Below are 19444 nucleotides of genomic sequence, written 5' to 3'. Positions count from 1 at the left end.
TATTTTGAAAAAAGGGTGATTAATGTTTGAGGAAAGCGACAATTTTTGCTTTAAAAAGTACTCTCCTCAATTTTTTTAGTCAAAACGATTATTTTTATAAAAGACCGACAACGTGACCCAAAATACCTACTAAAAATAGTCCAAGAATAATTAAAATTGGCGATACTTTTTTACGAAGTAACCACATACATAAGAAAGTTAATAATAATGGCACCAGTCCAGGTATTAACTGATCTAAGTTATTTTGTAAGGTGGTGACTTTTTCTTGGTTAAGCGCCAATCCACTTTGCATTTGAATCAATGCTTGGTGAATACCTTCTGCACCAGCAGGAAGGGAATTCCAATCGATAAATGCACCATTATCTAATTTAACCGTTGATACAATTGGTTGGAATTTTATTGAAACCCATCTTTGCACTAATGCTGCTAGTACAAACATCCCCAAGATAGATGCACCTTTGGTGATTTTTTGTAGCAAACCACCACCTAAATTGTCGGTAATTTTTGAGCCAGTACGATACCCGAATTCTTGGGTAAACCACATAAAGCTCCCACGAATAATATTCCAAAATAAGAAGAATAAAATTGGTCCTAAAATGTTACCGCTTAGGGCAAGTGATGCACCAAGTGCGCCGAGCATCGGACGAACAGTAAACCAGAACACAGGATCACCTACACCGGCTAAAGGTCCCATCATTCCCACTTTTACCCCTTGAATTGCAACATCATCAACCGGTGCACCATTAGCTCGTTCTTCTTCTAAGGCTAGAGTTACACCTAGTACTGGTGATGCTAAATAAGGGTGAGTATTAAAAAATTCTAAATGGCGTTTCAAAGCCGCTGAACGGTCTTCTTTTGTAGTATATAATTTTTTGATAGCGGGAATCATTGAATAGGCCCAACCACCATTTTGCATACGTTCATAATTCCAAGAACCTTGGAGGAAAGTTGAACGCCAAGCTACCGCTAAACGGTCTTTTTTGCTTAATTGAATTCGATCTGTCATGTTCTTCTCCAAGTTCCTAGTAATCATTCAAAATATCATCAAGTGGATCGCCTTTACTTCCACCGTTTGATGAATTACCACGTTCAGAAAGGTTTATATAAATCAGTGCTAAAGCGATACCTAAGGCACCGAGTGCAATCAACGTTAATTGTGATATTGCTGCAACCACAAAACCGATAATGAAAAATGGCCAAACTTCGCGGTTTGCCATCATATTGATTACCATGGCATAACCAACGGCAACAACCATTCCACCACCAATAGCCATACCAGTTGTTAACCATTCAGGCATTGCGTTTAATGCTTCTTTGACGGCTTCAGCAGGAATAAATAATAGTGCAGCAGCTGGAATAGCAATACGTAGACCTTGTAAACAAACACCTAACATTTGTAGCCATTCTATTTTGCGAATATTACCTTCTTCAGCTGCGGCATCCATTAAGTGTACTAAAGGTACGGCAATCGTTCGCACAATCATAGTTAAAAATAGGCCGGCAACAGCAAGCGGAATGGCAACGGCAATCGCAGTTGATACACCTGCAACACCTTGACCACCAAGCACTAAGATAATTGATGAAGCTACAGCAGCAAGAGCGGCATCAGGTGCTACAGCGGCACCAATATTTGCCCAACCTAATGCAATCATCTGTAATGATCCACCTAGTACGACACCAGCTTCTAGATTACCTGTTACCAGACCAATTAAGGAACAAGCAACCAATGGTTGGTGGAATTGGAATTGATCCAAAATACCTTCCATCCCGGCTAAAAAAGCAATAACTATCACTAGAATGATAGCAACAATTGATAAAGTCATAATAATAACCCCTTAATTAAACTAGTTTTGTTCAGCTAATTCTTGTTTCGCTTTTTTTAATAATTCATTCATATTATCGTTTGAATCATTAGGCACTTTGCGAACGTCAAATTTCACATTTTTCGCTTTCAATTTTTCGAATGCATCAACATCTTCAGCGCTCATTGATAACACTTTATTGACCATTACTTTGCCAACTGAATGTGCCATTGAACCCACATTTAATGTTTCAATATCGACACCACCGTCTAAAGCACGCAGTACATCTTCAGGGTTTTCGAACAGTAATAAGGCTTTGGTATTGCCAAAACGCGGATCATGGGCAACTTGAATAATCTTTTTAATTGGCACGACATTGGCTTTAACTCCAGGAGGAGCCGCCTCTTCAATTAGTTTTTTCCGTAATTCATCTTTGGCTACTGAATCGGAAACCACGATAATACGATTAGGATTTGTGGCTTTAGTCCAAGACGTCGCCACCTGACCATGTAATAAGCGCGAATCAACACGAGCTAATACTATTTTCAACTTACCATCACCTAACACGGTACCTTCTGGGATAGTATTTGATTGTTGGTTGTTTACTTGTGGTTTAGCCGCAATTTCAACAGTGGTTCGAATTCCTTCCTGAGCTGACTCTATAATTGCTGTAGCCACTTGTTTGGCACTATCCATGGATAAACGTGATGAATAGGCTTCGATTAGCATAGGAAGATTCAAACCAGCAACGATAGCCCAATTAGGGTGTTCGCCACAAAGTGTATTGGCTTGATTAAATGGCGTTCCACCCCATAAATCAACTAAAAACAGTACTTCATTTTGGTTATCGAAAGTAGCTATTGCTGCTAGCATCCGTTCTTTTAAACTTTCAGGACTATCACTTGGGTGCAAGGTAACGGCTTTAACGTTTTCTTGCTCGCCAAATATCATCGTCCCTGATTGTAAAATACCTTCAGCAAACTCACCATGAGTTGCTAGGATAATTCCAACCATAACGTACCTCCTAGGTTTTTATATTATTGCTAATATAAAGTTAATAAAATAAAGCAAAGTGATTTTATTTTAGTTAACAACATAAGTTATTACCTTGATCTGTATCAAAGATTAATAACAATAATTGTTAACTGATTAAATAATCTTCATTTAACTAACATATAAAAATTATGTCATGCTTTCTAAGACTACTGCTCAATAAGAGAATAAATTAGATATTATTTTGTACTAATGTTTTACGAATGAAACCATTATTTTGTTCGAGTTTTGTTTTGGCTTGCTGAGCGGTTAGTCCGGCAAGAATCATTAAAATAGCTGTTTTACAATGTTGATTACATTGATTTAACGTTGTTATAGCTATATCTCGGTTGCAATCGGTGGCTTGCATAACAATTGATATTTGTCGTTCAACAAGCTTAGCATTAGTGGCTTCAACATCAACCATTAAATTACCATAAACTTTGCCGATTTTTATCATACTGGCTGTTGTTAACATATTGAGGATCATCTTTTGTGCAGTGCCTGCTTTCATTCTTGATGAACCGGTAATGACTTCGGCTCCGACAATAGGAGTAATAGCAATATTAGCCAAATTAATCATAGGTGCATTAGGGTTGCAACATAAACTTACCACTGTAGCGCCAAGTGATTTTGCATATTGCATGCCGCCAATAACATAAGGTGTGCGCCCACTAGCAGCGATACCAACTAAAATATCTTTAGCACTAAAATTAATACGTTTTAGATCATTAATTGCTAATTGGGGTGAATCTTCTGCATTTTCGACAGCTTTAAATATGGCAGGTTTACCGCCAGCAATTAGGCCAATGACTTGTTCTGGCAGTGTTCCATAAGTGGGTGGGCATTCGCTAGCATCTAAAATACCTAATCTCCCCGAGGTCCCAGCTCCAAGGTAGATTAAACGGCCATGATTTAGGAATGCATTGCTGATTGCATCCACGGCATTAGCGATGTAGGTAAGTTGTTTTTCGACTGCGAGTGCCACTTGTTTATCTTCATTATTGATAATTTGCAGAATTTCAATTGTGGATGCGCAGTCAATATTTTCGCTCGCATTGTTGCGATTTTCGGTGACCATAGCCGATAAATTAATGTTTGGCATGTGATTTTAACCCTAACCATACAAAAGCAATAAGAATAACAAATAGCATACCAAAACCGACGCCAATTGTAATGACTGATAATCCACAAGCGACAGCTAAGGTATAAGCACTTAACATAATCATCATTGCGCTATACTCGCTTAAGTTCTGTATTGAAATAACACTTCCGGCACCGACAAGCTCTTTACCAATTTTTTGAATTAGTGCATTTAATGGCACTAAAAAATAACCGCCTAATGCACCAATCACAACTAATAATATATAAGAGCTAATCATATTACTTTGTAACGTGAATGCGATGACGGCAAATCCCATTAATATCCCAGCTGGAATACAACGTAATGTATTCGAAATTGAAACCAAAGCACTAGCCAATGCCGCACCAATAACAATACCTATTGCTACAACAGCATTTAGATTCGTTGGAGTTGAATTGTCGGTAATACCTAAAACAATTGGTACCCAGCTGATTAATAAGAAACGCAGAGTAATGCCTGCCCCCCAAAATAGACTGGTACCAAGTAAAGTATAAAGGGCTTGTTTATTATTGAAGATGATTTTGATGGTTTTAGCGAAATCTTTTATCATACTTATCAACTTCCACTCAATATCTTGTCGAGCAGCAGGTAATTTGGGAATAAAAATATTTGCTATTACCGCTAGTCCATACATAACAACACAAGTAAGCAACGCTAAAGTAATATCTAAATCAGCAATATGGCCACCGGCAAGTGAACCAAGCAAAATAGCTGCAATGGTTGACGCTTCTATTAAGCCATTCGCTTTAACTAAATTATCGCCGGAAGTGAGTTCGCCTAAAATACCATATTTTGCTGGTGAGTAACCGGCTGCGCCAACACCGACTAAAAAATAGCCTAAAAATGGATTGATATTTAAGCAGATAATCGCTGCACCTAATAATTTAACCCCATTTGCAATCATCATCGCTTTGCCTTTCGACATACTGTCAGCAAATTGACCAACAAAAGGAGAAAGAAGGATAAAAGGAATTACAAAACCGATTTGCAATGCTGATTGGCTCCATTCTGGATAATGGAGCTGCTTAATAAAAGCAAGAATAGCAAAAAAAATTGCATTGTCAGCAAAGGCTGAAAAAAACTGAGCTAGCATGGTCGCTGCCATGCCAACTGATAACAATGGTTGTTTAGACATATCGAATCCTTGCTGTTATTGATTCTCATCGGCCATTTTGCGTAAGGTAATAAAATCGATTTTACCTGTACCCAATAATGGTAACTCTTTAACAACACGAATATCTCGAGGGATCGCTAATGCAGGGATACCTAAATCCTGCGCAGCCTGATTCAGCTGTTCCCTAGTTAATTTAGTCGAGGTAGTAAATAGCACAATAGCTTCTCCTTTGGCTGCATCGGCTTTTACTGTTGCACCATGCATGGCATCAACATCGACCTTTTTAGCTAAAGCTTCAACATTTTCAAGTGAGACCATTTCGCCAGCAATTTTTGCGAAGCGTTTTAATCGTCCTTTGATAGTTAAAAACTCATCTTTATCAATCGCAACGATATCACCGGTATCATACCAACCTTTATCCACATTACCGTTTTCATCAATAGCAACTGGCTCTTCAAGTATCCCCGGTTTCTCAACACGTAAGTAACCCTTCATTACGTTAGGTCCTTTAAGTTGTAGCTCTCCGCCATTGCTAATGCCTGGAACGGGTATTAATCTTGATTCCATTCCCGGTAATAAACGACCAACAGTACCAGCTTTAAATGCCATCGGCACATTAAGAGCAACAACGGGTGCACATTCGGTTACACCATAACCTTCTAAGATTCGAATACCGTATTTATCTTTCCATTGTTCACGCACCGCATCAGAAAGTTTTTCAGCACCAGCAACTACGTAGCGTAAACGCATAAAATCGTATGGATGTGCATATCGGGCGTAGTTGGCTAAAAATGTTGGTGTTCCAAATAACACTGTACAGTTTTGGTCATAAATGATTTCCGGTACCATACGATAATGTAACGGATTTGGATATAAAAACGTACGACTGCCAGAGAACAACGGTAAAAATAAGCCTGCGGTAATGCCAAAGGCGTGGAAAAGAGGTAACGCCGACATAAAACGGTCAGCAGGCGTTGGATCGATAACAGTACGAATTTGTTCGACATTAGCCAATAAACTGCCATGGCTATGGACGACCCCTTTCGGATTACCCTCTGAGCCTGAAGTAAATAGAACTAAAGCCTCGTCTTGACTTGATTGTCGTCGTTTAACTAATCGAGGAATGTATTGATGTACGGCAACGTATAGTTTATCAAAAAAGTTCAAACTGCTGCGCAAATCTTCAAGGAAATACCAATTTACATCGTTAATTTCTTCTAAAAGGTAATCAAGCTTCCCTTTTTTAATAAATTTGCGTGAAGTAATAATGGTTTTTATTTCAGCAGCAGTAATTGCACAGGTTAATCCTTTAGTACCAGCCGTGTAGTTGAGCATTGCTGGAATACGATTTTTAACTGATAAACCAAAAATAGTGGCAACAGTAATTGTTGCATTGGGTAGTAATAGGCCAACTCGTTCTTTCGGTTTGGTAATTTTAGAAATAATACAACTTACACCGATAATCTGCTTAAGTAAGTTTCGATAGGAGGCTTCATGAGTGGTAGGGTCTTGAACCATTCTTGATTTTACGCCATAACGAACTTGAGCTTCAAGTAGAGCCTCAAAAAGGGTTAATTTAGGGCGACTTGCCATTCTGGCATTCATCATAATTTGATGTAATTTTTCACCAGCAATATATCTTCGATCACTTGCTTTTGCTGCGTCAGGCATTGGGATTGATTTTGGTTCCAATACATGAATAGTAATTTTTGGAAATAGACGACGTTTAAATAAGCCTTTTAAGCGACTGGTTAAGGTAAATTCGGCACCTTCTATCCAAACAGGTACAATGGTCGCTTGAGAACGTGCCGCAACAAATGCCGCACCATCATAAATCTTCATTAATGATCCGGTTATGGTAATTCGACCTTCCGGAAAAATAACAATTGGTCGGCCTTTTTCAATTTCACGGACCAACTTTTTTATTGCCATAGGACTTAATGGATCCATTGGCACAAAATCGACATAGCGTTTGGCTAAACGAACTAGCCAGTGATTAATATATCCTGCGTAGATAGCAAATACTGGTTTTACTGGTAAAAATACGCCGATTAAAACGCCATCTAGAAAGGAAACATGATTAGGAGTGATAAGAAGTCTGTCTTGTTTTAGGTTATCAAGATTACCTTGAATCTTGACATGGAATAAAATCTTTAAAAAAAATTTTAATATTTTAAATAACATCTGATTTCTCAATTTCCGTGCAAAATTGCACTCTGTCATAATAGTGAAAATTATTGCAATATACAAGAAGCTAAATTTCAATTGAATTTAATTGATATTAAACAATTTGTTATGCGAATTCTTTCAGTTTGAAATATTAATTAATAGACAATAAAGAGTAAAAAAGTAAAATAAAAGTTAAATAACAGTAAGGAATGAAAATGTTAATTTTAACAGCTCAAGATATCCAACAATTTTATACCATGAAAGATGCTGTAGCAGCAGATAAACAAGCATTAAAAATTTATACTAAGGGTAATAGTGAAGTACCTTTACGTATCAACTTTGATATGCAAAAAGGACAATGCCTAGTTATGCCAGCTCATATTAAAGAAAACGATGTTGTTGGTTTAAAAATTGTCTCGGTTTTTCCTGATAATCCTAAATTGGGTAAACCATCAGTTCCGGCGCAAGTGTTTATGATCGATCCTCAAACGGGCGAAGTTTGTGCGATATTAGATGGCACGTTTGTTACTCAATTGCGAACCGGTGCGGTACAAGGTGCTGCCACGGATTTATTAGCAAAAAAGAATGCTAAACGAGCAGTATTAATTGGTACTGGAGGGCAAGCAGCGGCACAATTAGAAGCTATGTTAACGGTACGGCAGTTAACAGATGTAGCTATTTATGGGCTTGATGCCAAAAAAGGCAAGCAATTTACTGAAGAGATGAAAAAACGATTTGGCCATTTTTCGGCTAACCTCTATTTTACACAAGATTTGGATGAAGATATTCGCCATGCTGATATTATTACTTCAGTGACTACATCAAAAGAAGTGACTTTCAATGGTGAGTTAGTTAAACCCGGAACTCATATCAATGGTGTAGGTGCTTACACACCAGAGATGCACGAAATCCCAAGTAATATAGTGGCAAAAGCAGATATTCGTGTACTTGATACTAAAGATGGTGTATTTGCTGAAGCTGGTGATATTATCGACCCAATTAATCAAAATTTAGTCACAAAACAAGATTTTTATGAATTGGGAGATTTAGTTATCGATCCGCAAAAATGTCGTCAAAACGATCAGCAAATCACGTTATTTAAAACTGTGGGAACGGCAGTTTTAGATGTCTATGTCGGTTATGATATTTATCAGAAAGCTAAACAAAAGGGTATTGGAACGACTATCTAATAATTCTTTTTAACCCCAAATCACCCCTTAACCAAAAATTTGAGGAAAGGGGTTTTTTAATGTCTAAAATTGGCATTAATAGTGCTTATTATTAGTATTAACAATAAGTTAGTTCTATAAAATAAAAAATTATAGGAAAGTGTTTTTAGCGCTTAAAATTGTCGTTAATGGTATTACTTATTAAAATCAATAATAGATTAGCCATTATCAATAAAATAATGCGAGGTAAGGGCGGCTCTAAGATCGAAACTTAGCTTTTCAGCTCTTCTTTTTGTGAACGACCTAATAATGACATAGCTGCCTGTTTTGGATCTTTATGTTCATAAAGTACTTTATAGATTTGTTCAGTAATAGGCATGTCGACGTGATATTTTTGTGCTAATGACCAAACTTCTTTAGTATTTCTACAGCCTTCAACTACTTGAGCAATGATTTCTTGTGCTTCTTGAATTGATTTGTTTTGACCCAGTAAAATACCAAAACGGCGATTTCGTGACTGGTTATCGGTACAAGTTAGTACTAAATCACCTAATCCTGCCATCCCCATAAAAGTGGCGGGATCGGCACCAAGTGCTTCGCCTAATCGCATCATTTCAGCCAATCCACGAGTAATTAATGCTGTTCTAGCATTAGCACCAAAACCAAGTCCATCTGACAGACCAGCACCAATGGCAATTACGTTTTTGACCGCCCCACCGAGTTGAACACCGATAAAGTCTTTACTGCTATAGACTCGAAACGATTTACTACAGTGGAATAAATTTTGTAGTTCTGTTAAAAATTGTTCATCAGTTGACGCAACAGTAACTGCAGTGGGTAAACCAGATGCCACTTCTTTAGCAAATGTAGGACCAGAAATAACCGCTAATGGAATTTTGTCACCTAAAACTTCGCGTGCAACATCTTGTAATAATCGTCCAGTATCAACTTCAAGGCCTTTCGTTGCCCAAACAATTTTACTATCCTTTCTTAACAATGGTTTTATTTGTTTAAGAATACTACCAAACGCATGGCTTGGTACAACAATAAGTAAAATTGGCGCAGCAGCAACAGCAGTGGCTAAATCAGCTTCAATTTGCAGTTGCTCTGGGAAAGGGATATCAGGCAAAAACTGTCTATTTTGTCTATCATGCTGCAAAATAGCCATTTTATCTGGGTTATGTCCCCACAATAAGGTTTCATGGCCATTACGTGCTAGTAATATTGCTAGTGAGGTTCCATAAGAACCTGCGCCAATTACAGTCACTGCAGCATCTTTACTCATATATAATCCAATAGACTTTATTAATTAACTTAACAATTACGATTATTGTAAGGTTTCAGTTACACTATTTTGCGCTTGTTGTTCTTGTTGTTGTAAATAGTTAATGAACAATGCTTCAAAATTTACTGGCTCTAAATTAAGTTGTGGGAATGTCCCTTTATTCACTAGGCTTGAAATAACCTCACGCGCATAAGGGAATAAAATGTTTGGACAATAAGCACCAACACAATGTTGAATTTGTGCATCATCAAAACCAATAAGAGAGAAAATTCCTGATTGGGTAACTTCACAAATATACACAACTTCTTCTTGTTGTTTTACCGTTACGGTAACACGTAAAGAAACTTCATGCACTTCATCACTTAATGCTTGTGATGCTGAATTTAGCTCTAAATTCATTTCTGGTTGCCACTGCTTAGTAAAAATTTCAGGGACATTATTGGTTTCAAAAGAAACATCTTTAGTGTAAATACGTTGAATTGCAAATTGTGTTTCTGGTTGTTGTGTATTGTTTTGTTCTGTCATGATAAAACCTTATTTTAAAATTATATTATTTTCTAACTAATGGTAAGTTTTCGCCGTTCCAACCAGCAATACCATCTTTTAATGTAAATACATGTAAAAAACCTTGTTTGACTAATACTTCACCAATGCCTGCTGATGTTAAGCCATTTTCATCAATCACAATAATGATATTTTCTTTAAATTTTTCTATAGTTTTAGCACTAGCATTCTTTATATCAACAGGTAAGATGTTGTGTGATTCAGTGATATGCCCTTTTTTGAAGCTATCTGCTGAACGAATATCAACAATAACTGCATTTTGTTTATTGATCATATTAATTGCTTGCGCGTTATTAATTATTTTTACTTTTGACAATTTACTTTTTACGGTTAATACAATGATTGCAACAAATAACACAACCCAACCTAATGAAAGTAAAAGATGATTTTTGACAAAAGGTATAATTTCGAGCGTAACAAAGTCCATACTTTTATGATTACCTAATTTTTATTAAAAATAAGATAAGATTATAACGATATTGTCTACTGAAATACAGATCTAAAGGGAGAAATCTTATTTTAAGCTAATAAGAACTAAAGAATTCTAAGGTGAGAATTAATGTTATTTAGATGATTTATCTTAGTGGTTTTGCTTTTAGTTACTATAATCTCGTCTGTTTTAGCCGAACAAAATAATTGTGCTACAAATAAAACCGTAAACTTAGATCAAAACATGCAAATAACCGATGAGCCATTACTATTTGACCCAAATTTAACCTGTCGAAATTTTTTTCTGGAAATTGATGCTAATGCACCTGATTATTTTCAATATTATGATTGTCAAATACAAGATGAAGGTCAAACATGGCGGATAACTGTAGTTTATAAAGTTGACGGTAAATATGCTAAGCAAGCCCATTAATATTTGATTAAAACTATGAGGATGGGTGAACTGAAACATTTATGCTGTTATTGGCATCAACAAAATCCAGTTTTGATCGCTAATTCAAAAGATAACTTATTGTATGAAACTTCGTTTTTTTTAAATGAAACATTTAAACGTGATGGGGATGAAATGATTTTTTATTTAATCATAATCGGTTTTCGAAGATTCAATATATAACTTATTTATGCAGTGTAGCCAATCAACCACTTTGTCATGGAGCAAAACAGTGACATAAATGGCTTTATGTGACATTTTGGTGCGTTGTTTTGGTGCTTTATGCATTATTATGGTGCATTCATGCTTTTTCTGCTATTATTTAATCATTAAAAACCGTCTAAAATGGTTAATGAAAAACTGGCATCATATTTGCATACAATCTAATAAATAGGCAAAATGCCTTTAAACTGAACAATTATTATATGTCCTCAATGGAGAAGCTACATGTCTACACAAAAAGTTTTAACGCTAATAAAAGAAAACGATGTTAAGTTTGTTGATTTACGTTTTACTGATACTAAAGGTAAAGAACAACACGTTACAATTCCTGTAAGTCAAATCGACGCTGATTTTTTTGAAGATGGTAAAATGTTTGATGGCTCTTCCATTGCTGGTTGGAAAGGCATTAACGAATCAGATATGGTTTTAATGCCAGATGCATCAAGCGCAGTAATTGATCCATTTTTTGAAGACGTAACATTAAATATTCGTTGTGATGTTTTAGAACCAGCGACTTTACAAGGTTATGACCGTGACCCTCGCTCAATTGCTAAACGTGCTGAAGAGTTTTTAAAATCATCAGGTATTGCTGATACCGTTATTTTTGGACCAGAACCTGAGTTTTTCTTATTTGATGATGTTCGTTTTGGATCGCCAATGTCTGGTAGCTTTGTTCATATTGATGATATCGAAGCAGCTTGGAACTCTGGTACTAAATACGAAGAAGGTAATAAGGGGCATCGTCCTGGCGTTAAAGGTGGTTATTTCCCACTTCCTCCGGTTGACTCGTCACAAGATATTCGTTCTGAAATGTGTTTAATCATGGAACAACTAGGTTTAGTTGTTGAAGCTCATCACCATGAAGTTGCAACTGCAGGCCAAAATGAGATTGCTTGTCGTTTCAATACATTAACTAAAAAAGCTGATGAAGTTCAAATTTATAAATATGTTGTACAAAATGTTGCTCATGCTTATGGTAAAACCGCAACATTTATGCCAAAACCTATGTTTGGCGATAACGGTTCAGGTATGCATTGTCACCAATCTCTTGCTAAAGATGGCGTAAACCTTTTTGCTGGTGATAAATATGCTGGCCTTTCTGAAATGGCGTTATACTATATTGGTGGTATTATCAAACATGCAAAAGCAATTAATGCTTTTGCGAACCCAGCGACTAACTCTTATAAACGTTTAGTACCAGGTTATGAAGCACCAGTTATGCTTGCATATTCTGCGCGTAATCGTTCTGCATCAATTCGTATTCCAGTGGTTACTAGCCCTAAAGCGCGTCGTATTGAAGTTCGCTTCCCTGATCCAGCAGGTAACCCATACTTATCATTTGCAGCACAATTAATGGCAGGTTTAGATGGTATTATCAATAAGATTCATCCGGGTGATGCGATGGATAAAAACTTATATGACTTACCACCAGAAGAGTCTAAATTAATTCCACAAGTTGCTGGTTCACTTGAAGAAGCTCTTGACGCGTTAGATGCGGATCGTGAATTCTTAACTCGTGGTAATGTATTTACTAATGACACTATTGATGCTTATATTGACTTAAAACGTCAAGATGTTGATCGTGTTCGTATGACACCACATCCGGTTGAATTTGAACTCTACTACAGTCTATAAGTCATTATTGTATTATTTAAAGCTTTAACCACCGCTGAAGGGCGGTGGTATGTAATGAGAACGGAGAGCCAACGATGACATTTGATAATGAATCTGATGCAAATCTTGTTCTCGACTCAATGATTACCAATATTTTATTACTCGATAAAAAACTCAATATTCTTTATGCCAATACCGCGGCACAGCAGTTACTTGCTCAAAGTTCGAAAAAAATATTAGATAGTTATTTTCCTGACTTATTAGGTTATTTTTCCCTCGACCTTGAGTTGATGCAAAATGCATTAGATCAGAATCAAGGATTTACCGATAGCGAAGTTAATTTAGTCATAAACAATGAATTACATATTTTATCATTAACCGCACAATTGCTGGCTAATGGTCATGTACTTATCGAAATGGCACCATTAAATAGTCATAAAAAGTTGAGTCAAGAACAACTACAACAAGCTCAACAAAATGCTGCCCGCGAATTAGTGCGCGGACTTGCTCATGAAATTAAAAATCCGCTTGGTGGACTAAGAGGAGCGGCGCAATTATTGTCACGAGAGCTACCTAACAATGATTTGCAAGATTATACAAAAATTATCATTGAGCAGGCTGATAGGTTAAGAAATTTAGTTGATAGATTATTAGGTCCTCAACAGCGGTTACAACAGAAACAACAGAATATACATCAAGCTATCGAACGGATCTATGCGCTTTTATGTTTAGAAAAACAGCTAAATGTTGAGATTATCCGTGATTATGATCCTAGTTTGCCTGAATTCACTCACGATTCAGAACAGATTGAACAAGTGGTTTTAAATATTGTTCGTAATGCTTTACAGGCAATTGGTACGAAATCTGGTTGTATTAAGATCAGGACTCGAACAGCATTTCAAGTTACCTTGCATGGTCAACGTTACCGACTTTGTGCGCGTATCGATATTGAAGATAATGGCCCTGGAGTGCCCGTGCATATTCAAGATACATTATTTTACCCAATGGTTAGTGGTTATGAAGGAGGTACCGGCATTGGCTTGTCGATTGCCCATAATATTATTGACCAGCATAATGGAAAGATTGAATTTAATAGTTGGCCTGGTCATACTGAGTTTTCTATCTATTTACCAATCAAACAATGAGGTTAATGACGATGAATGTTTGGATTGTTGATGATGATAGTTCGATTAGATGGGTTTTAGAGAAAGCGCTTACTAATGCTCATTTTAACTGCATCAGTTTTTCGAGCGGTCAAGAAGTGATTGATGCTTTAGTTAATCATCCTCAGAAGCCAGCAGTATTATTATCCGATATTAAAATGCCAGGTATTGATGGGTTATCTTTGCTTAATTATATCAAAGAGCAAATGCCTAATTTACCGGTGATTATTATGACTGCTCATTCAGACCTTGATGCTGCAGTGAATGCTTATCAAAAGGGAGCTTATGATTATATTCCTAAACCTTTCGATGTCGATGAAGTAATTCAATTAGTTGAGCGGGCTATTTTACAAAGTCAAAGTAATAAACCTAATAATTCCTCTACTAGCAAAGCTTCTACAGGTATTATTGGTGAAGCACCCGCCATGCAAGAAGTGTTTCGTATTATTGGACGACTCTCTAAATCATCTATCAGCGTACTTATTAATGGTGAATCAGGAACGGGTAAAGAGTTAGTAGCTAAAGCGTTGCATACTCATAGCCCTCGCTCACAGTCACCATTTATTGCACTAAATATGGCTGCTATTCCTAAAGATCTGATTGAATCGGAACTATTTGGGCATGAAAAAGGGGCATTTACTGGAGCTGCTCAAATAAGGCATGGTCGATTTGAACAAGCTAACGGTGGAACGCTATTTTTAGATGAAATTGGTGATATGCCATTGGATGTGCAAACTCGATTATTAAGAGTTCTTGCTGATGGTCAATTTTATCGGATAGGTGGTTATTCACCTGTAAAAGTTGATGTACGTATTATTGCCGCTACGCATCAAGATTTACAAGCTAGAGTAAAGGAAGGTAAATTTAGAGAAGATTTGTTTCATCGGCTAAATGTGATTCGAATTTTATTACCACCATTACGTGATAGAGCGCAAGATATACCTAAATTAGCTGAACATTTTTTACGGACCACTGCCAAAGAATTAGGTGTTGAAAGTAAAGTGCTAAGCCTTGATGCTCTCAATCTTTTATGTCTGTTCAATTGGCCGGGTAATGTAAGGCAACTAGAAAATGTTTGTCGTTGGGTAACAGTAATGTCGTCCAATAATGAAGTTTATGTACAAGATTTACCACCAGAACTATTACAATTATCGGCTTCTGATGCCTCAGCTAATTATGAGGTTACTACCAATGTAACCAATCAGATATTACCAGAAACCGATTGGAAAAAACTGTTAGAACAGTGGGCTAAACAAGCCTTATTAGCTGGTCAAACCGGAATTTTGACGCAAACAGTGATTGATGTCGAAAGAATTTTATTGAGGTGTGCGCTTAATTTTACTCGCGGACATAAGCAAGATGCGGCTAATCTGCTTGGCTGGGGACGAAATACTTTAACGAGAAAACTCAAAGAATTATCAGATGATAATTGATTATGATAGCATGCCGATTTTTTCGGCAATAAGTCATAATGTTATCATCTAATGTTTTTACCAATTTATTTATTATTATTTTACTGTTTGCTTAAAGTTCATTGAACACTTATTTATTTTTAGTTACAATCGAATGCAAATGATAATTATTCTATTTATCATACATTCGCTTTTGGACTAAGCTAATAACTAGGAGTTACAATGTATTCATCTATCAAAGTTAAATTTTTAGTATTAATAGCCGCTTTATTTGTATTAGCTGGCTGTGACGATAAAAAACAAGAAGCACCAGTAGCTAATAAAACTATAGCTGTTGAACATGCTCAAGGTAAAACAGATATTCCTGAAAACCCGAAAAAAGTGGTAGTTTATAACACAGCGACACTGGATATTATTGATGCATTAAATATTCCTGTAACTGGTGTTCCACAATCAGATGTACATTTCCCTGAATTCTTATCAAAGTATGCTGATAAAGCTTATACCAATGTTGGTACTTTATTTGAGCCAAATTATGAAGTGTTAAGTTCATTACAACCTGATGTGATTATCGCAGGTGGCCGTGCCAATGATGTTTATAAAAAATTAAGTGATATAGCACCAACTATTTCGCTTGATATTGATCCTAATAATTTTGTAGCTAGCTTAACCGAGCGTACTGAACAGTTAGGCGATATTTTTGGTAAACAAGCAGAAGCTAAAAAATTAATTGCTGATTTTAACCAAAAAATTGAAACACTAAAACCTAAAACAGATACAGCAGGAACTGCCTTAGTGATTATGGTTAATGGTGGTAAAATGTCTGCTTATGGCCCTAAATCCCGTTTTGGTTTTATCTTTGATGTATTAGGTTTCAAACCTGCAACAACCTTCCAAGAAGCTGGCCGTCATGGTAATGCAGTAACTTCTGAATTTGTATTAAGTGTTAATCCACAATGGTTATTTGTATTAGATAGAGACAATGCAATTGGTAATAAAGAAGCTCAATCAGCACAACAAGTTCTAAATAACGAATTAATTCAAAAAACTGATGCATGGCAACAAAATCATATTGTTTATTTAGATTCAACTTCAATGTATATCTCTGGCGGTATTCAAACTTATAGTCAATTAATCGACCAAATAAGTGATGTTTTACAAAAAACATCAGCCAACTAATCATAAGTTATGACAAAAACGGTTTATTTTATTGCAGGCATTGCTCTTTTAATAGCAATGGCTGCATTAAGTCTGTTTATTGGTGCTGGGCATGTGACGTTGGCCGATCTTTGGTCAGATAGTAATATGCGACAAATCTTTTTTGTTAGCCGTGTTCCTAGAACAGTTGCATTAATATTAGCTGGTAGTGCTATGAGTGTTGCCGGCTTAATTATGCAATTACTTACGCAAAATCGGTTTGTTGAACCTTCGTTAGTGGGGACAACCCAGTCTGCGAGTCTTGGGCTATTAGTCATGATGGTATTTGCTCCTGGCGCAACGGTAATGACGAAAATGGTAGTGGCAAGTTTATTTGCAATGGCTGGCACGATGTTGTTTATGTTTATCTCACGTAAAATCATCTTTAAATCTGCCTTAATGGTACCACTTATTGGGATTATGCTTGGTGCAGTAATCAGTGCAATTTGTACTTTTTTTGCCATGTATTTTGATTTATTACAATCACTAGGTGGTTGGGAATCAGGTGATTTTTCTGGCATTTTGCAAGGTCGCTATGAACTATTGTGGTTAGTTGGTGGTATTACCTTACTTGCCTGTTGGAGCGCCGATCGTTTTACTGTCGCTGGATTAGGGCGGGACTTTTCCGTCAATGTCGGACTTAATTATAATAGAGTAATGTTAACAGGCCTGATTGTCATTGCACTTATTGGTGGGATTGTCGTTGTGGTGGTAGGTGTACTGCCATTTTTGGGCTTAATTGTTCCTAATATTGTGAGTTTATTGTTTGGCGATAATGTTCGTAAAACTATTCCGTGGATCTGTCTACTAGGCAGTGGTTTGGTTTTACTCTGTGATATTATTGGACGAGTTATTCGCTACCCCTTCGAAATTCCAGTTAGTGTAATCCTTGGTGTAGTCGGAGCTGTCATATTTTTAGTATTGTTGAGTAAAAAACGTCATGCTGGTTAATCAAAAACGCTTTATTTCAAGTCGAAATACTGTACTGATATTACTAGGTATTGCGCTATTTTGTGTCATTTTTTTCATGACATTCAATTTAAAAGGCAATATTAGTTATATATTGACTCATCGTGCTTGGATTGTTTTAACGATGATTTTAGTCGCTTTTTCAGCTGCAACGTCGACTTTGCTTTTTCAGACTGTTACTAATAATCGAATTTTAACCCCTTCGATAATGGGATTTGAATCTTTGTTTGTATTGATTCAAACAGTTGTAATATTTTTTATTGATGCGCAAGGTATTCCTTATATTGGTATTGTGGGTAAATTTATCTTCGAATCATCATTATTAATTTTATTTTCTCTATTTCTGTATCGAGGATTATTTACCAAACTTAAACAAAACCTTCATTTGGTTTTATTAATTGGCATTATTTTAGGAACACTATTTCGTAGTTTCTCCAATTTATTACAACGATTAATGACGCCAACGGAATTCGCTGTTTTGCAAAGCCGTATTTTTGCAACATTTACCCGAGCAGAACCTGTCTTAATCGTATTTTCATTAGTCATTGCCTCAATTATTGGCCTGTTTTTATGGCGAATGCGCTTTCGATTTGATGTATTAGCTTTAGGACGGGATAATGCCATTAATCTTGGGGTCGATTATCAGAAAAGTGTCACTATCATTCTATTACTCGTTTCGGTATTAGTTTCAATATCAACCGCGTTAGTTGGGCCTTTCACATTCCTAGGTCTACTTATTGCTAATTTAGCTTATAGTATTAGTGGCTCTAGCCAGCATCGTTTTTTATTACCGACAGCGTTTTTATTAGGCGTGATTTTTCTTGTTGGTGGACAGATGTTTTTAGAACGGGTCCTAAATATGGTGGGCGCATTATCGATAGTCATTGAGTTTATTGGTGGTTCATTGTTTATCTTCTTATTATTGAAAAAGGTTCCGATGTGATAGAAATTGATAATATTAGTAAAAAGTATCAAACCATACCTGTATTAAAAAATGTGAAAGCAACCATACCTCAAGGTGGTATTACGGCGATCATTGGTCCAAATGGTGCGGGCAAATCAACCTTATTATCAATTATTAGCCGTCTATTACTTGCCGATGAGGGACAAGTAAAAATTCAGAATATGGATGTGGTTAATACGCCTAGTGATAAACTTGCGACCTATCTATCTGTGTTAAGACAAGAGAACCGTTTTACCAGTCGATTGACTGTGTTTGAATTGGTTGGATTTGGCCGTTATCCTTATTCAAAAGGCCGATTAAATAAAGATGATTTAGTCCATATTAATCGTGCCCTAGAATTTTTAAATCTAACTGAATATAAAGATAGATTTTTAGATGAACTGTCAGGCGGGCAACGGCAGCGTGCTTATGTGGCAATGGTACTTTGTCAGGATACTGAATATGTATTACTGGATGAACCATTAAATAACCTTGATATGAAACATGCGGTTGCTATGATGAAACAGCTAAGGCGAGCTGCTGATGAACTGGGGAAAACCATTGTGATTGTTATTCATGACATTAACTTTGCTTCAGTCTATTCCGATTATATTTTAGCGATGAAAGATGGCCAATTGGTTTATCAAGGCAGCCCTAAACAAATTATGGATTCAACGATATTAGAGGAAATTTTTGATACACCAGTCAAAATAGAAAATATTCATAATCAAAATATTGCTATTTATTATTAGTATCTAATTTTCC

17 protein-coding genes and 2 pseudogenes are annotated in these 19444 nt (G+C 36.3%); 9 read left to right on the top strand and 10 right to left on the bottom strand.

Translation table 11 applies throughout. The features are described 5' to 3' along the window. Nucleotides 1-94: 94 nt before the first annotated feature. The 7 genes and pseudogenes from H3T80_RS08440 to aas form a co-directional block, all read right to left on the bottom strand. On the bottom strand, nucleotides 95-1006 hold the full coding sequence (locus tag H3T80_RS08440; protein ID WP_110448516.1) for a PTS system mannose/fructose/sorbose family transporter subunit IID: 912 nt from the start codon (nucleotides 1004-1006) through the stop codon (nucleotides 95-97). 16 nt (nucleotides 1007-1022) lie between these two features. Continuing rightward, nucleotides 1023-1823 (bottom strand): PTS mannose/fructose/sorbose transporter subunit IIC, encoded by an 801-nt coding sequence (locus H3T80_RS08435; protein ID WP_065577640.1) that lies wholly within the window; start codon nucleotides 1821-1823, stop codon nucleotides 1023-1025. A gap of 21 nt (nucleotides 1824-1844) precedes the next feature. Further along, nucleotides 1845-2384: pseudogene (locus H3T80_RS12430) on the bottom strand (PTS system mannose/fructose/N-acetylgalactosamine-transporter subunit IIB); the annotation flags it as partial. Between the two features lie 65 nt (nucleotides 2385-2449). Then, nucleotides 2450-2816 (bottom strand): annotated as a pseudogene (locus tag H3T80_RS12425) (PTS sugar transporter subunit IIA); the annotation flags it as partial. A 211-nt stretch (nucleotides 2817-3027) separates the two neighbouring features. Further along, nucleotides 3028-3939, bottom strand: coding sequence for an N-acetylmuramic acid 6-phosphate etherase (gene murQ / locus H3T80_RS08425; RefSeq protein WP_110448513.1), 912 nt, complete (start codon nucleotides 3937-3939; stop codon nucleotides 3028-3030). Next, complete coding sequence (gene lplT, locus H3T80_RS08420) at nucleotides 3926-5113, bottom strand: lysophospholipid transporter LplT (RefSeq protein ID WP_198201395.1); 1188 nt, start codon at nucleotides 5111-5113, stop codon at nucleotides 3926-3928. Before lplT ends, murQ begins: the two co-directional genes overlap by 14 nt. A gap of 15 nt (nucleotides 5114-5128) precedes the next feature. Further along, nucleotides 5129-7276 (bottom strand): bifunctional acyl-ACP--phospholipid O-acyltransferase/long-chain-fatty-acid--ACP ligase, encoded by a 2148-nt coding sequence (gene aas / locus H3T80_RS08415; protein WP_198201394.1) that lies wholly within the window; start codon nucleotides 7274-7276, stop codon nucleotides 5129-5131. Nucleotides 7277-7476: 200 nt separating this feature from the next. Between aas and H3T80_RS08410 the strand changes: the two genes are divergently transcribed. Next, nucleotides 7477-8451, top strand: a complete 975-nt coding sequence (locus H3T80_RS08410; protein WP_198201393.1) for a hypothetical protein — start codon at nucleotides 7477-7479, stop codon at nucleotides 8449-8451. A 250-nt stretch (nucleotides 8452-8701) separates the two neighbouring features. Here the strand turns inward: H3T80_RS08410 and gpsA are convergent, their stop codons facing one another. Genes gpsA through H3T80_RS08395 form a run of 3 tightly spaced genes read right to left on the bottom strand, consistent with a single transcriptional unit; the run spans nucleotide 8702 to nucleotide 10706 of the window. Further along, entirely contained in the window at nucleotides 8702-9715 is a 1014-nt protein-coding gene (gpsA, locus tag H3T80_RS08405; RefSeq protein WP_034900767.1) for an NAD(P)H-dependent glycerol-3-phosphate dehydrogenase, read from the bottom strand. A gap of 42 nt (nucleotides 9716-9757) precedes the next feature. Then, the gene (gene secB, locus H3T80_RS08400; RefSeq protein ID WP_110448509.1) at nucleotides 9758-10240 is read right to left on the bottom strand and encodes a protein-export chaperone SecB; all 483 of its coding nucleotides are present in this window, start codon (nucleotides 10238-10240) and stop codon (nucleotides 9758-9760) included. A gap of 25 nt (nucleotides 10241-10265) precedes the next feature. Beyond that, a complete protein-coding gene (locus H3T80_RS08395) occupies nucleotides 10266-10706 on the bottom strand; it encodes a rhodanese-like domain-containing protein (protein WP_110448508.1) in 441 nt (146 codons plus the stop codon). Nucleotides 10707-10952: 246 nt separating this feature from the next. Here H3T80_RS08395 and H3T80_RS08390 point away from each other — a divergent pair, with 246 nt between their 5' ends. The 8 genes from H3T80_RS08390 to H3T80_RS08355 all read left to right on the top strand — a co-directional run bounded on the left by H3T80_RS08390 (nucleotide 10953) and on the right by H3T80_RS08355 (nucleotide 19431). Next, nucleotides 10953-11141 (top strand): hypothetical protein, encoded by a 189-nt coding sequence (locus H3T80_RS08390; RefSeq protein ID WP_146208347.1) that lies wholly within the window; start codon nucleotides 10953-10955, stop codon nucleotides 11139-11141. A 465-nt stretch (nucleotides 11142-11606) separates the two neighbouring features. Beyond that, nucleotides 11607-13016, top strand: coding sequence for a glutamate--ammonia ligase (gene glnA / locus H3T80_RS08385; RefSeq protein ID WP_198201392.1), 1410 nt, complete (start codon nucleotides 11607-11609; stop codon nucleotides 13014-13016). Between the two features lie 74 nt (nucleotides 13017-13090). After that, complete coding sequence (glnL, locus tag H3T80_RS08380; protein ID WP_198201391.1) at nucleotides 13091-14140, top strand: nitrogen regulation protein NR(II); 1050 nt, start codon at nucleotides 13091-13093, stop codon at nucleotides 14138-14140. 5 nt (nucleotides 14141-14145) lie between these two features. Beyond that, the gene (gene glnG, locus H3T80_RS08375) at nucleotides 14146-15591 is read left to right on the top strand and encodes a nitrogen regulation protein NR(I) (RefSeq protein ID WP_110448505.1); all 1446 of its coding nucleotides are present in this window, start codon (nucleotides 14146-14148) and stop codon (nucleotides 15589-15591) included. Between the two features lie 201 nt (nucleotides 15592-15792). Then, nucleotides 15793-16749 (top strand): siderophore ABC transporter substrate-binding protein, encoded by a 957-nt coding sequence (locus tag H3T80_RS08370; RefSeq protein WP_198201390.1) that lies wholly within the window; start codon nucleotides 15793-15795, stop codon nucleotides 16747-16749. Between the two features lie 9 nt (nucleotides 16750-16758). Continuing rightward, a complete protein-coding gene (locus H3T80_RS08365; protein WP_110448503.1) occupies nucleotides 16759-17718 on the top strand; it encodes an ABC transporter permease in 960 nt (319 codons plus the stop codon). Then, the gene (locus tag H3T80_RS08360) at nucleotides 17708-18679 is read left to right on the top strand and encodes an iron chelate uptake ABC transporter family permease subunit (protein ID WP_110448502.1); all 972 of its coding nucleotides are present in this window, start codon (nucleotides 17708-17710) and stop codon (nucleotides 18677-18679) included. Before H3T80_RS08365 ends, H3T80_RS08360 begins: the two co-directional genes overlap by 11 nt. Then, the gene (locus H3T80_RS08355; protein WP_110448501.1) at nucleotides 18676-19431 is read left to right on the top strand and encodes an ABC transporter ATP-binding protein; all 756 of its coding nucleotides are present in this window, start codon (nucleotides 18676-18678) and stop codon (nucleotides 19429-19431) included. The genes H3T80_RS08360 and H3T80_RS08355 overlap by 4 nt, the downstream gene beginning before the upstream one ends. Nucleotides 19432-19444 lie beyond the last annotated feature (13 nt).

The organism is Gilliamella sp. W8145 (genome assembly GCF_016101145.1).
Taxonomy (GTDB): domain Bacteria; phylum Pseudomonadota; class Gammaproteobacteria; order Enterobacterales; family Orbaceae; genus Gilliamella; species Gilliamella apis_A.
This window is presented reverse-complemented; position numbering and strand designations above follow the sequence as displayed.

Excerpts from the sequence above, each read along its gene's own strand:
- H3T80_RS08440 (WP_110448516.1), bottom strand. The coding sequence starts at position 1,006 with ATGACAGATCGAATTCAATTAAGCAAAAAAGACCGTTTAGCGGTAGCT.
- H3T80_RS08435 (WP_065577640.1), bottom strand. The coding sequence starts at position 1,823 with ATGACTTTATCAATTGTTGCTATCATTCTAGTGATAGTTATTGCTTTT.
- murQ (WP_110448513.1), bottom strand. The coding sequence starts at position 3,939 with ATGCCAAACATTAATTTATCGGCTATGGTCACCGAAAATCGCAACAAT.
- lplT (WP_198201395.1), bottom strand. The coding sequence starts at position 5,113 with ATGTCTAAACAACCATTGTTATCAGTTGGCATGGCAGCGACCATGCTA.
- aas (WP_198201394.1), bottom strand. The coding sequence starts at position 7,276 with ATGTTATTTAAAATATTAAAATTTTTTTTAAAGATTTTATTCCATGTC.
- H3T80_RS08410 (WP_198201393.1), top strand. The coding sequence starts at position 7,477 with ATGTTAATTTTAACAGCTCAAGATATCCAACAATTTTATACCATGAAA.
- gpsA (WP_034900767.1), bottom strand. The coding sequence starts at position 9,715 with ATGAGTAAAGATGCTGCAGTGACTGTAATTGGCGCAGGTTCTTATGGA.
- secB (WP_110448509.1), bottom strand. The coding sequence starts at position 10,240 with ATGACAGAACAAAACAATACACAACAACCAGAAACACAATTTGCAATT.
- H3T80_RS08395 (WP_110448508.1), bottom strand. The coding sequence starts at position 10,706 with ATGGACTTTGTTACGCTCGAAATTATACCTTTTGTCAAAAATCATCTT.
- H3T80_RS08390 (WP_146208347.1), top strand. The coding sequence starts at position 10,953 with ATGCAAATAACCGATGAGCCATTACTATTTGACCCAAATTTAACCTGT.
- glnA (WP_198201392.1), top strand. The coding sequence starts at position 11,607 with ATGTCTACACAAAAAGTTTTAACGCTAATAAAAGAAAACGATGTTAAG.
- glnL (WP_198201391.1), top strand. The coding sequence starts at position 13,091 with ATGACATTTGATAATGAATCTGATGCAAATCTTGTTCTCGACTCAATG.
- glnG (WP_110448505.1), top strand. The coding sequence starts at position 14,146 with ATGACGATGAATGTTTGGATTGTTGATGATGATAGTTCGATTAGATGG.
- H3T80_RS08370 (WP_198201390.1), top strand. The coding sequence starts at position 15,793 with ATGTATTCATCTATCAAAGTTAAATTTTTAGTATTAATAGCCGCTTTA.
- H3T80_RS08365 (WP_110448503.1), top strand. The coding sequence starts at position 16,759 with ATGACAAAAACGGTTTATTTTATTGCAGGCATTGCTCTTTTAATAGCA.
- H3T80_RS08360 (WP_110448502.1), top strand. The coding sequence starts at position 17,708 with ATGCTGGTTAATCAAAAACGCTTTATTTCAAGTCGAAATACTGTACTG.